This is a genomic window from Leisingera sp. SA32, assembly GCF_056033425.1.
Genome location: NZ_JBVYHB010000003.1, coordinates 1 through 13023 on the forward strand (window position 1 = coordinate 1; position 13023 = coordinate 13023).

At 61.3% G+C, this 13023-nt stretch carries 12 protein-coding genes; 10 read left to right on the forward strand and 2 right to left on the reverse strand.

Going from position 1 to position 13023, the window contains the following annotated elements; all coding sequences use genetic code 11:
- Positions 1-2187: methyl-accepting chemotaxis protein (locus tag AC0IPL_RS05175; RefSeq protein ID WP_474272593.1), on the reverse strand; the 2187-nt coding region annotated here is incomplete at its 3' end.
- A gap of 421 nt (positions 2188-2608) precedes the next feature.
- On the opposite strand from AC0IPL_RS05175, the gene AC0IPL_RS05180 reads away from it, so the two are divergent.
- The 8 genes from AC0IPL_RS05180 to AC0IPL_RS05215 all read left to right on the forward strand — a co-directional run bounded on the left by AC0IPL_RS05180 (position 2609) and on the right by AC0IPL_RS05215 (position 9156).
- Entirely contained in the window at positions 2609-2896 is a 288-nt protein-coding gene (locus AC0IPL_RS05180; protein WP_474272594.1) for an STAS domain-containing protein, read from the forward strand.
- Positions 2893-3267, forward strand: a complete 375-nt coding sequence (locus tag AC0IPL_RS05185) for a response regulator (protein ID WP_474272595.1) — start codon at positions 2893-2895, stop codon at positions 3265-3267. The genes AC0IPL_RS05180 and AC0IPL_RS05185 overlap by 4 nt, the downstream gene beginning before the upstream one ends.
- A 1-nt stretch (position 3268) precedes the next feature.
- Positions 3269-5452, forward strand: a complete 2184-nt coding sequence (locus AC0IPL_RS05190; RefSeq protein WP_474272596.1) for a chemotaxis protein CheA — start codon at positions 3269-3271, stop codon at positions 5450-5452.
- Complete coding sequence (locus AC0IPL_RS05195) at positions 5442-5924, forward strand: chemotaxis protein CheW (protein ID WP_039135497.1); 483 nt, start codon at positions 5442-5444, stop codon at positions 5922-5924. The genes AC0IPL_RS05190 and AC0IPL_RS05195 overlap by 11 nt, the downstream gene beginning before the upstream one ends.
- A complete protein-coding gene (locus AC0IPL_RS05200) occupies positions 5921-6784 on the forward strand; it encodes a CheR family methyltransferase (protein WP_474272597.1) in 864 nt (287 codons plus the stop codon). Before AC0IPL_RS05195 ends, AC0IPL_RS05200 begins: the two co-directional genes overlap by 4 nt.
- A gap of 33 nt (positions 6785-6817) precedes the next feature.
- Entirely contained in the window at positions 6818-7204 is a 387-nt protein-coding gene (locus AC0IPL_RS05205) for a response regulator (protein WP_474272598.1), read from the forward strand.
- A 2-nt stretch (positions 7205-7206) separates the two neighbouring features.
- Positions 7207-7533 (forward strand): hypothetical protein, encoded by a 327-nt coding sequence (locus AC0IPL_RS05210; protein ID WP_474272599.1) that lies wholly within the window; start codon positions 7207-7209, stop codon positions 7531-7533.
- Between the two features lie 123 nt (positions 7534-7656).
- Positions 7657-9156, forward strand: coding sequence for a caspase family protein (locus tag AC0IPL_RS05215; RefSeq protein WP_474272600.1), 1500 nt, complete (start codon positions 7657-7659; stop codon positions 9154-9156).
- Between the two features lie 53 nt (positions 9157-9209).
- Here AC0IPL_RS05215 and AC0IPL_RS05220 read toward each other — a convergent pair whose 3' ends face one another.
- Positions 9210-10052: a M15 family metallopeptidase gene (locus AC0IPL_RS05220; RefSeq protein ID WP_474272601.1), complete on the reverse strand. Its 843-nt coding sequence runs from the start codon at positions 10050-10052 to the stop codon at positions 9210-9212.
- A gap of 183 nt (positions 10053-10235) precedes the next feature.
- Between AC0IPL_RS05220 and AC0IPL_RS05225 the strand changes: the two genes are divergently transcribed.
- Positions 10236-10811, forward strand: coding sequence for an OmpA family protein (locus tag AC0IPL_RS05225; RefSeq protein ID WP_474272602.1), 576 nt, complete (start codon positions 10236-10238; stop codon positions 10809-10811).
- 46 nt (positions 10812-10857) lie between these two features.
- Positions 10858-13014 (forward strand): serine/threonine-protein kinase, encoded by a 2157-nt coding sequence (locus AC0IPL_RS05230; protein ID WP_474272603.1) that lies wholly within the window; start codon positions 10858-10860, stop codon positions 13012-13014.
- The last annotated feature ends 9 nt before the right edge of the window (positions 13015-13023 follow it).

The following is a 13023-nucleotide window of genomic DNA, read 5'->3' on the forward strand; positions in this document are numbered from 1 at the left end:
GAAATGCGCGACCAGCTCAGCCAGTTTGCCGGCGTCGCTGTTGAGCATGTGGCCGGCCGCGGTGGCCTGTTCCACCATCGCCGCATTCTGCTGGGTCACCTGGTCCAGCTGGGTCACGCCGGTGTTGATCTCGTGCAGGCCGGTGGACTGTTCCGACGCGCCCTCGGCAATGTCGGAAACCAGCTGCGAGATATGGGCGACCTGCGACACGATGCTTTGCAACGCCTCGCCCGCCTTGCCGACCAGATCGACGCCACGCTCCACCTGTTTGGAGCTGTCGGAGATCAGCGTCTTGATCTCCATCGCCGCATCCGATGACCGCTGCGCCAGCGCCCGCACCTCAGAGGCGACCACGGCAAAGCCCTTGCCGGCTTCGCCCGCCCGCGCCGCCTCGACGCCGGCGTTCAGCGCCAGCAGGTTGGTCTGAAAGGCAATGTCGTCGATCACGCTGATGATCTGGCTGATATGGGTCGAGGACTGCTCGATCTCGGTCATCGCCGCAACCGCGCTTTGCACCACGGCGTCGCTGGTCTCGGCCTCGTTGCGGGCCTGCTGCATCGTCGCCTCGACGCTGCGCGCGCCCTCGGCGGCGGATTTCACGCTGGCCGTCAGCTCATCCAGCGCGGCGGCGGTCTGTTCCAGCGTTGCGGCCTGGCTTTCGGTGCGATGCGACAGGTCGTCGGAGGCCTGGCTGATCTCGGCGGCGCCGCTGCGGATGCTGCCAGAGGCCTCGATCACCTGCTGCACGGTGGCGTTCAGATTGCTGACGGTGCTGTTGAAGTTCTGCCGCAGCTGTTCGTATTCCTGCGGGAAGGTGTCCTCGATGGGCTGCGAAAAGTCGCCGTCTGCCAGCCGCACCAGACCATTGCTGAGGCTGTCGACGACCTCCTGCTGCTGACGCTGCATCTCGGCGCGCTCCTCTTCGGCGGCGCGGGCCAGTTTCAGGTCGTCCTGCATCGACAGGAGCGTCTTGCCGATCTTGCCGATCTCGTCGCGGCGCTGCGCGGCCTCGACCTCAGTGTCCAGATCGCCCCCGGCGACCGCTTCCATGTTGTCGCAGATGCGGTTGATCGGCTTGGTGATCGAACGCGCGAACAGCCAGCCCAGCAGGGACATGGCGGCCGCAAAGACCATGGAGACCAGCAGCAGCTTGTTGCGCTGCTGAACGGCCGGGGCCATCAGTTCCTGCCAGTCCTGTTCGGCAACAATTGCCCAATTGGCAAAGGCCAGCGGCAAGGGTTCGGAATACGCCAGAACGGTTTGACCGTTCAGCCCTACCGCCTGCGGCAAAACATGGATTTTTCCATCGAAGGCCTGGCGCATCTGAACGCTGTCGGGAAGCTCGGACAAAACCTGGTAGCCGCTGTCGAACCGCGATGAGCTGCGCGCCGTGCCGTCAGAACCTGCCAGATAAATCTGGGTGGTTTCGCCCATGCCTTGCGCATTGTTGACAATGGCACTCAGCAGATCCACCGGAATTTGGACCGCCAGCACCCCCACCGTGAGGTTCGCATCATTCACGACCGGCGCTGCTGCAAAACCGGCCGCCACCCCCTGGCTCGGCGCATACGGGGTCAGATCAGCGTAGAAAACCTCGCCTCTTTTGCCCTCGACGGCTTGGCGGTAGACATCGGCAAGACCGCTGTCCTGAAGCGGACCGGTCAAAATGTTGGCACCGAAGTCGTCTTCCTTGAAGACGGAATAGACGACATCGCCGGCCAGGTTGATCAGGAAGGCATCGTAGTAGCCCTTGCTTTCGATCAGGGTCTGGTAGGCGGGATGAAAGCTCTCGTGGTGCATATGATAGGGTGACTCGCCCGCGCCGCGTGCCAACAGGTGTTTCTTGCCGACCGGGTTGGGGTTGTCCTTGATGTATGCCTTGCGCAGGATCTCGCCCGGTTCCCCTTCGAGATCGTTCCAAGTCATGGTCAACCACTCGATGGCGGTCGCAGTGGAAGGAACCGCCGCCAGGGTCCGGACATCGGCCTGGATGGTGTCGAACAGGTTTGTAATCGAGTACTTCCGGTCCGCGACCATCGAGCGGAATTGGTCTTCGGCGCTTTGTCTCACGCTGTTTTGGGAACTGATCGTACTGATCGTCACGAGGACAGCCGTCATGGCCAGGCCAAAGCCGACAACAAAGAGCGGTAACCTGTAGGCAAGGTTGAGCGATTGAAACGCTTTCATTCGATTCTCCAAGGGTATGCGGGTCGGGCCACCGCAGATGTTCGTGCGGGGCAGATTGGCCAACAGTTCTTAATTTGCCGCTTACGCTGCCGCGATTTGCCTGGCCTGGGGGCGGTTTCCGCCGCGCGCCTCCGCCCTGAAACCCGGATTGATACTTTCAGGAAGCCTTCGCGAGGGTGGCCGGTCAGGCGCGCGCGCGAGCCGTCGCGCCGATTCGCAGGCGCCGGGGTTCGACGTTTATTCGACCGGCGTCCGGCACCGCTAAAAATTGATCGGATTTCGCCGAATGGATTGCGCGTATTGTCCTTATGAATCCCTGCTGCGGCGCTGTAACCGGCAATCAAATGTTAAGGCCCGCTGCCTATGACTGTCTGCATCGAAATCGAAATGATCGCCGACAACGGGGGTGCGAATCGCCGAAATGACAACGGAAACGCAAAAGCACAATTTGGATCTGCCGAACGCCTTTGCAGAGCTCGACCCATTGGTCGCCTTCCTGCAGGGAGCGCGATCCAAGGCGGTCGAGATTGACTGTAGCCGTGTGGCCCTGATGCCCTCGCGCTGCCTGCAACTCCTGCTTGGCGCCGAGCAGCAATGGCGCTCCGAGGGCGTCGGCTTCTCGGTCACCAATATCACCGAATCCTGCCGCAAGTCCCTGACCCTTCTGGGGCTGGAGCCCAACCGCTTTGAAGACGAGGAAACAGCATGAAGACCAAAGTCCTGGCAATCGACGATTCCCGCACCATCCGGAATCTGCTGGCCGCAACCCTGGAAGAGGCCGGATTCGAGTATCACTGCGCTGTCGACGGCCGTGAGGGCGTGGACATGTACCCAGACGTTGATCCGGATGTGGTCATCACAGACATCAACATGCCCAACCTCGACGGTTTCGGCGTGATCGAGGAGCTGCGTGGCCATGACATCAATTCCAAGGTGCCGATCCTGGTGCTGACCACCGAAAGCGCGCCCGAGTTGAAAGCCCGCGCCCGCGGCGCCGGTGCCACCGGCTGGATCACCAAACCCTTCGACGACGCCTCGCTGATCTTTGCGCTGAAGCGCGTGACCGGAGCTGCGGCCTGAGATGTCGGGGTCGATTCAGGATACCTTCTTTGAGGAGTGCGAAGAGCTCCTTGAAGCTACGGATGAGGGGCTGACCGCTATCGAAGGAGGCGATCACAACCCCGAAGTTGTCAATGCAATCTTCCGCGCCGTGCACTCGATCAAAGGTGGCGCAGGTGCATTTGGGCTAGATGATCTGGTGGCTTTTGCGCACCGGTTCGAAACTGTCTTTGACGAAGTGCGCGCCGGCCGGATGGAGCTGGACGAGAAGCTGATTCAGCTGCTCCTGCGCTCCAGTGACCACCTGTCAGCGCTGGTCGAAGTGGCCCGCGATGGCGGTCAGGTTGATGAGGCGCATCACGACACACTGCTTGCGGCGCTGGATGAATATATCCCCGAAGGCGAGGAAGACCTCTCCTTTGAGCCCATGGGCCTTGGCGGCCCGGCCCCGATCGGCGATCTGGGCGGTTTTGCTGCCGCGCCGGTGGTGCCGCAGGAGGAAACCTACCGGATCCGCTTCCATCCTCTCAAGGAGATGTATGGTACCGGCAACGAGCCGTTTTTCCTGTTCCAGGCGCTCAGGGATATGGGCGAGCTGACCGTCACGCTGGACGAAAACGAACTGCCCGGTTTTGACGCGATGGATGTCAATGACAGCTATCTCGCCTGGGATCTGGTGCTGGTCACCAAGGAGCCGCGTTCGGTTGTTGAAGCTGTCTTTGAGTTTGTCGAAGGCCTGTGCGAGCTGTCCATCGCTGGCGATCACGACGCGGAGGCCGAGGCGAGAGCTCTTGCCGCCTTGGACGCCATGTTCAGCGCCCCGCCCGCGGATGGCGCCGCCCTGCCCGACCCGCTGCCGGAAGCAGAGTCCGGGTCAGCTGCCGCCCCTTTTGAGCCGCCGGTCCCCGCACCAGAACCCGAAGCCGCACCGGCAGCCGCCGTGGAAAAGGCATCGGCCCCGAAAGCCGAGAGCGGCAAACAGGAGCAGCGTGGCGGTCCCAAGCCAACGCTCCGTGTCGAGCTTGAGCGGGTGGACCGGCTGATCAATGCTGTCGGGGAGCTTATCATCAACCATTCGATGCTGGCGCAGCAGATTGCCAATCTGAATGTGGCGGATCTGCGCGATGTCGAGACCGAGCTGGAAGGCTTCAAGAATCTGGCCCGCGACATCCAGGAAGGTGTCATGGCCATTCGTGCGCAGCCGGTGAAACCGCTGTTCCAGCGCATGGCCCGGATCGTGCGGGAGGCCTCAGCCGCCACCGGCAAGACCTGCAAGCTGGTCAACGAAGGCGAGAACACCGAAGTCGACAAAACGGTGATCGAACGGCTGTCCGACCCGCTGACGCATATCCTGCGCAACGCGGTCGACCACGGCATCGAAAAGCCCGAGGACCGGGAAGCGGCGGGCAAGCCCGCCACCGGCGAGATCCGCCTGTCGGCCTCGCACCGGTCCGGTTCGGTCTGCATCGAGATCAAGGACGACGGCGCCGGTGTGAACCGGCCGCGCGTCAAACAGATCGCGATCGAAAAGGGGCTGATCCCGGAAAACGCCGAGCTGACCGATAGCGAAATCGACAACCTGCTGTTCATGCCCGGATTTTCCACCGCCAAGGAGATCTCGAACCTCTCCGGCCGCGGCGTCGGGATGGATGTTGTAAAAAATGCGGTCACCGGACTTGGCGGGCGCATCAACATCTCCTCCGCACCGGGCAAGGGCTCGACCTTTACCATCATCCTGCCGCTGACCCTGGCAGTGATGGACGGCATGGTGGTGTCGGTGGCCGACCAGACCATGGTGGTTCCGATCACCTCGATCGTGGAGACCATGCGCGGCAGCGACGACATGATCAACAATCTGGGCGCCGACGGCACCCTGCTGTCGATCCGCGGCAACTTCGTGCCGATCTGCGATGTCGCCGGTGCCCTGGGGTTGTACCGGACCAGCGAGCAGCAGGCAGGCGTCTATCTGCTGGTGGAAACCGAAACCGGCCAGCGCTGCGCCCTGGCAGTGGATGACATCCACGACCAGCGCCAGGTGGTCATCAAGAGCCTCGACGGCGTCTGCGGGGAAATCCCCGGTGTCGCCGCCGCAACCATCCTCGGAGACGGCAAGATCGCCATGATCCTGGACCCTGAAAGCATCATTGCGGCCTCGCCCACGGCAGCCGCCTTTGACACCGAGCGGAGACTGAGCAATGCAAGCTGAAGTTAAGCAAACCGACCAGGAAGTGAAGCACGCCGAACACAGCGAGTTTGTCAGCTTCACCGTGGCGGGCCAGGCGTTCTGCCTGAAAATCACCCAGATCCGCGAGATACGACGCTGGTCGCCGGTGACCATCCTGCCGCATGCCCCCGCCGATGTGCTGGGGGTGATGAACTTGCGCGGCGCGGTGATCCCGATCTACGACCTGTCCGCCCGCTTCGGCCTGCAGCAGACCGAAGCCAGCGAGCGCAACGTGGTGATCGTCGTCTCGGTGCATGGCAAGCCCGTGGGTCTGCTGGCAGAATCGGTGTCCGAGATCATCTCGATCAATCCCGACGATATCCAAGACACGCCGCCAGTCGATAGCCGAAACACGATGGAGTACATCCAGGGCATCATCTCGCATGATGACACCATGGTGCGCATCATCAATCTGGATGCAGTGATTTCGGCACCGGAGCAAGTACTGCCGTGAGCGCGGAGGGTTCCATCTCCCCTGCGGCCGAAGGGTTTACGCTGTCGGACCAGGATTTCGAAGCCGTTGCGCAGTTTGCGCACAAGCACTTCGGCCTGGCGATGGCGAAAAGCAAGAAGCCTTTGGTGTCGTCGCGGCTGGCGCGCAAGCTACGCAAGCGCAACATCACCAATTTCAAGGACTATCTTGCCTGTCTGGATGGCCCCAATGCGGAACAGGAGCGCAGCGGGCTGCTGTCACTGCTGACAACGAACGTGACCCACTTCTTTCGGGAGCCGCATCATTTCGAGACCCTGCGCAACGATGTGCTGCCGGGGCTGATCGAACGCGCCCGTAGCGGCGGGCGGGTGCGGATCTGGTCGGCGGGTTGCTCCAACGGGCAGGAACCCTATTCCATCGCCATGACGGTGCTGGAGCAATGCCCCGAGGCGGCGCGTCTGGATTTCAAGATCCTGGGGACGGACATCGACCCTGTGGTGGTGCGCACGGCCCAGGCCGCGCAATACCCCGAGGACGAGCTGGCGCAGATCGATGCGAAGTATCGCACCTTGCTACCCGCTCGCGATGCCGAAGGGCGACTGCCGGACAGCCTGCGCCAGATGATCACATTTGGGGTGCTGAACCTGATTGAACCGTTCCCATTCCGTGGGAAGTTCGATGTTATCTTCTGCCGGAACGTTGCGATCTATTTCGACAACCCGACCCAGCAGAAGGTCTGGAGCGCCTTTCAAAACGTCCTCAACCCGGGCGGTTACCTCTTCATCGGTCATTCCGAGCGCATGTCAGGCCCGGCAGCGCAGCACCTGAAGACGGCCGGGATCACAACCTACCTAAACTCACCCGCAGGCAGGACAAACTGACCGCGGCTGCAAGCAGAGCAGAAGGAAAGAAAAATGAGCTTGAAAGACTCACTTCGCGTCATGGTGGTGGATGATATGTCGACCAGCCGAGGGATCATCACGCAGAGCCTCGACGAAATCGGCATCAAGAACTACATGGTCGAAAACTCTGGCCAGGGCGCCTATCAGAAACTGGTTCAGACCCCGGTCCATATGGTGCTGTCCGACTACAACATGCCGGGCATGGATGGTTTGGGCCTGCTGAAGGCGCTGCGCAGCCATCAGGTGACCCAGCGCGTTGGCTTTATCCTGGTGACTGGCAAACCGACACCGGAGATGATCCAGGTTGGAAAACAGCTTGGCCTGAACAACATCGTCCGCAAACCGTTTACGGTGGCGACGATGAAACAGGCCATCGAACAGGTCGTCGGGCGGCTATAAAGATGGAGCGTCCCGGCAAAGCCCTGAGCGAACTTTGCGCCGCATCGGCGTGGGAAATGGAGCAGCTGGGGCGCCAGATGCAGGCCTTGGAAGACGTTGTTCTCGACGTGCTGGAGCGGGGCACCGCCCCAACCGGCCAGGAGCTGCGATCCTTACAGGATTTTGATCTGGTGATTCAGACATTGGCTGGACTCTCGGGCTTTTACAAACGTGTGCAGGCCCAGGCGGAAAGCTCCGGACCGGCCGACCTTCCCGCGGCTGCGGCTGGCGTCACGCTGGAAAAGCTGCGCGACCGGCTCCGCGCCGCCAGTGACATGGCCAATACCTGATGATCGCGTTCCCGCCCGACACCGGGCGGGGCTGCACGACCGTGCATCGCAGAAATTTCTGTTCCTTTGCCAATTCGGCAGACTACACTGGGCACAGCACGCACAGCCAGTCCGGATGTATCGATGTTGTTCCTGTTTCGATCCCTGTTTTGCATTGCAATCCTGATGACGGCCGCGGTCGCGCAGGCCAGCAGTGATCGTATTGCCCTGGTGATCGGGGTCGCGGACTACCGGTTCCTGCCCCCGCTTGAGAATACCCGCAATGATGCCGTTGCGATGGCCGATACCCTCGAAGGTATTGGCTTCGACGTCAGCCTGGCGCTGGACCCCGGCACCCGTGATATTGAGCGGATGCTGGACGAGTTTGCTTTTCGCTCCGAGGTTGCAGACCTCGCGCTGGTCTACTTTGCCGGCCACGGTATCGAGGTTCAGGGCGAGAACTTTCTGATCCCAGCCGACGCCAAGGTGACCAGTAACCGGGATGTTCAGCGCCAGTCGTTGTCCTTGAAACAATTGCTGGCCGCGGTGGACCGGGCCCGCAAGATGCGTATCGTGATCCTCGATAGCTGCCGCGATAATCCGTTGGGCGATTCCATCGTGCTGGACCAAACCAGCGCGCCGCAAGGCGAAAGCGCACAAACCACGCGTGGCGGCGGCGGCATGGCGCCCGCGGATCCCGACCGCGGCACATTGGTCGCCTTTGCCGCCAGGGACGGCCAGGTGGCGCTGGATGGTAGCGGCAGCAACTCACCCTACGCCACTGCGCTGATGGAAAAGATGGTGCAGCCGGGGTTGGAGATCAGCCTGATGTTCCGCCAGGTGCGCGATCGTGTGTTGGAAACCACCGCCAATTTGCAAGAACCACATACCTATGGCTCGCTCACCGGTGTGCCGTTTTATCTCGCCGGCCCGGGCAAGGACGATGCGCCGGTGGCCGTGGCGGACGCCTCTGAGGCTTGGGCCGCACTGAAACCGGATCAGGAGGAGCAGCTTCTGGCCCTTGCCGAACTGGGCGATACGCGGTCCATGCTGGGGCTTGCCTATATTCGGCTTAATCCAAATCAGGGTCGTTTCGACCCCGCCGCGGCGGTCAGCTTTCTACAACGCGCCGCCAGTGCCGGCTCGCCCGAGGCGCAGTTCGAACTGGCAAAGCTATATGAGCGCGGCACCGGTGTTGCCGCGGACCCGGCGAAGGCGCTGGAGCTGTATCAGGCCGCTGCGGCACAGGATTTCGCCGATGCGATCAATGATCTGGGCTTTCTGCACTATCAGGGCGGGCTGGGCTTGCCCGCCAACCCGCAAAAGGCGCTGCGCCTGTTTGAACGTGCCGCCGACCTGCGCCACCCGCAAGCGCAGTTCAACTTTGCCGCGTTGATCGACGATGGGCTGATCCCGTCAAAAGGCCCCAAGGAATCAGCCCACTACCTCTATGCCGCATTGCGCAGTGGCAGTGCGGACGTGCTGAACTTGTTGAGCGAACGCCCCAATATGTTCACCCCGCAAACCCGCCGTGCGCTTCAGGAAAAACTGAAGGAGAACAGTTTTTACGCTGGCGCAATCGACGGCGACTTCGGGCCCGGCACCCAGCGCGGCATCCGCCAGGCTTATGGGCTGGAAGGCTGACCCCCGCAGGGCCACCACTTGCCGCGGTTTCGCCCGCGCCCCTCAGGCCGCTTTCACAACAGCCCGTCGGCAATCCAACTGTCCAGCTGGCGGCGGCTTATTTCGAAATGCATGCTGTCCTCTCGTCGGAACCCTGCGCCCCAGACCCAGCCCTGATCATAAAAGAAATCCGCCATGATGGTGAGCCCCAGCTGAGTCTTGCCATCCGTGAAATTGTCCAGCTTCCCATCAATGTTCAGATCCACAGCCAAGCCGTAGCTGTGCGTTGAAAGGGAATTGGTGGTGCCACGAATGCGGCGCACGCAAAGCGCGCCGGCGGTATTTATGCGCGCATAAAGATCGGGATCCGCCTGACGGATGTTTTCGAAGACCACTTTCAGGCTTTCGATTGCCGGGCGAAGCATGCTGACCCGGATCGGCCCGACCTGCTCTGTGACCAGTTTGTTTTTCAGCGCGGGGTTGGTCATTGATTGGCACGTATCGTTCAGGTCCTCTCGCGGTAGACCCAGCCTTTCGGTCAGATACCGCCCCCCCGTCACCCGAAGCCCGCGGTTCACGTTCAACCGGTCGGCAATCAATACGACCTGCGCATAATCCAGATCCGTGCCTCCCGTCTGGTTCCAGATTGCGGCCTCACCTGCCGCGTCATCGGTAAAAGGGCTTGTGGCGCCCGTCCCCCCGACCGGCAGGTTTGCGATCTGGCTCTGCAGCTCCGTCATGCGCGCTTGCAGGTCCTCAATCTGCTGCCGCAACATCTCTATCTCGATCCGTGCGGTTGAATCGACGCCGCCCGCACTCTGATAGTCCTCCTCGCTCAGCAGCCAGCTAAGCGCAAACCATATCGCCGGGGCCAACATCAGGCCGATGGCAATAATAACAGCTGGCAGAACCCGCATGTTTCCTCCCGGAGCAGTTTCGTTCATTTCAATCTCTGCCTGCCACTAGGTAAACCCCCTTAATGCAACTTGTCGGGAACAGCGTTGTTTTTTCCTACGCTTCGGCCACCGCCGCCATTGGCAGGTTGCAGGGGCTGGTATAAGCTGACTGTCATGTTGTAACGGTAGGGGAGGGCGCTGAGCATGATCCGCCTGATAAGTATTTTTTGCACAGCTCTGAGCGCGGGTCTGATTTTGGCTCCGATTGCTCAGGCGCAATCCGCCAGCGATGAACTGTCGGTGGAAGAGATAACCGAAGCCTTCAAGAAACAGAAAACCAGAGGCCTGGTCATTGTGCCAGGCAATGATAGCGCGACCGATACGGCTGCTGAGAACACCGCGACGGTTGCTGCCGCCGCGGAGGAATACAGCCCTGTCGACCGCCAGACCCAGATCAACGTCCAAATTTCTTTTGATTTCGACAGCGCCGCGCTGCGCGAGGATCAGGCCCCCAAGCTGGCCAATATGTGCCAGTCGATGAAGCTGATGGATGGAACCGTGTTTCAGATCATCGGGCACACCGACAGCTCCGGCTCGGCTGCCTATAATGAGCGGCTGTCATTGCTCCGTGCCCAGGAAGTGCGCCGCCACCTGATCAGCTCCTGTGGGGTGCCCGAAGATAAGCTCAAGGCGATCGGTATGGGGGAAACGGCTCCGTTCGATCAGAACAACCCCCGAGCAGATGAAAATCGCCGCGTTGAATTTCAGGCCCTGGGCTGACCTCAGCTTGAGCGCCCGCGTCACATGACAGGCCAGGGAGACCTCCATGCTTGAATCGCGCCCTGGCGACCTGTTTCAGCCGGGTGATTTGCTGAACAATACCTACCGGATCGAAGGCTTGTTGGGTCGCGGCGGCACCTCCGATGTTTACAAAGCACGATCAGAGATCTCCGGAAATCTCGTGGCGCTGAAGGTTTTGAAACAGGAACTGGCCGCCAATGAGGATTTCACCGTCCTGATGGCGCGCGAGGAAAACATCCGGGAAATCCGCCACGCAGCGGTGGTGCGCTACTCCGAGAACCACCGCACACCGGATGGGCACATCTATCTGCTGATGGATTACGTCGACGGTCCAGGGCTGGACAAACGGCTGAAACAAGGGCCGATGGCCGCCGAGGATCTGCTGGTAATCTGCCGCCGCGTGGCTGAGGGATTGCAGGCGGCACATGCGCGTAACATCGTGCACCGCGACCTCAGCCCGGACAACATCATCCTGCGCGGCGGCGATCCGGCCGAGGCCGTCATCATCGATTTCGGCATCGCCAAGGATACCAACCCCGGCGCGCAAACCATCGTCGGAAACGAGTTCGCCGGCAAGTATTCCTATGCCGCACCCGAACAGATGAGCGGCAACACCGATGCGCGCTCTGACATCTACTCCTTGGGTGCGCTGCTGTTGGCCAACTTCCGCGGTGAGGCTCCGCAACTAGGCGCAAACCCGATGGAAGTGGTTGAGAACAAACAAAAGCCACTGAACACGGAAGACCTTCCTGAACCGTTCAGGTCCCTGATTGATCGGATGTGCGCCCCCGATCCCGCCGATCGGTTCCAGACCGCAGGCGAAGTTCTGGAGTTTCTTGATACCACCAATACCGGCGCATGTGCGGACCCTGGATTGGCCGCGCTGGCGGAAGAGGAAGCCACTGTCATCGTGCCGCACACCGTCCGTACCGCACCGCCGTCGGGCCATCCGCCTGCGGACAAGGGCGGCAGGCGCCGTACCGGCTTGTGGATGACCCTGGCTGTTCTACTCCTTCTGGGCGGCGGCGGAGTCGGCGCCTATTTTTCCGGCGTGCTGGATGGGGTAATAGGACCTCGCTATCCGGTTGCGCAGCCCTATTCGCTCATCGCGGAAAAACCTGCGGACGGGCCGGTGCAAATCGTTGGCAACGTGCCATCGGAAACCCTGCGCGACGCCCTTTTGGCGGTGTCGCCGGAAGCCGATCTGACCCTTGCCAGCGGCGAGATTGCCGACAGCTGGGGAGCGGATGTGCTGAATGTCGTCGAACCGCTGGATGGGCTGCGCGAATGGCGGTTGGTCGTCAGCAACAACCGAGCCAGGCTAACCGGGACGACCGATGACACCAATGTCGCTGAACTGCTGAACAGGCGCTTTCGCGATGGCTTGCCCGGCGCCTTGGAGGGCGATGTGGATATCCGCTTCGAGCTGCCCATGCTCCCGGTCGCAGAGGTCACCGCGGTGATAAACGACCTTGCTGATTGCGGTCCGCTGATCCGTAACGGAAATGGCCAGTTCGACGGCTATGCGCCGGGTGATCCAATTATGATCAGCGGCCGCGTGGCCAGCACGGCAACGCGGCTGGAGCTGTTTGACGCGCTGCGCACACTGGCCCCAGATCGACAGGTGGTGCTGGATGTCGAAGTCCTGAACGACCCACTATGTGTGATCGAGCAGCACTTGCCGAAGGCCCCATCAGGCGGCACCGGGGTGCAGTTCTCCGTCGGCGGCGACACGGTGGAACCGAACCCGTCGGGACGGTTTTTTGTCGGTGAAAACCCAGTAATTGACGTGGTTTTGCCCGACGACGTCACCGACGGGTTTCTGACCGTGTCAATCCTGGATGTTTCGGGCAATGTGTTTCACCTGCTGCCTAATATCACCCGTAACGAACATGCCGTTGCCAGCCTGCGGGACGGGGCCCCTGGTGAAGTTCCCGTCCGCGTGGCCTATAGCCTGAAAGAGGCCGCCAATAATGGTCGGCTGGCGTTCAAGGTCGATGACAGCACCCTGGGCAAAAGCAAGGTTCTGGTGCTCCATTCCAGCGCACCGCTGTTCGAGGGCATGCGCCCCACATCAGAAAGTGCCGTGGGCTTTGCCGAGGCACTGGAGGCCAGCTACGAGGCCGATTCCAGCCGGATCCTCTCGTTGGACAGCCGTATCTTGGTGACCACGGAGCCCTGAAACCGCAAC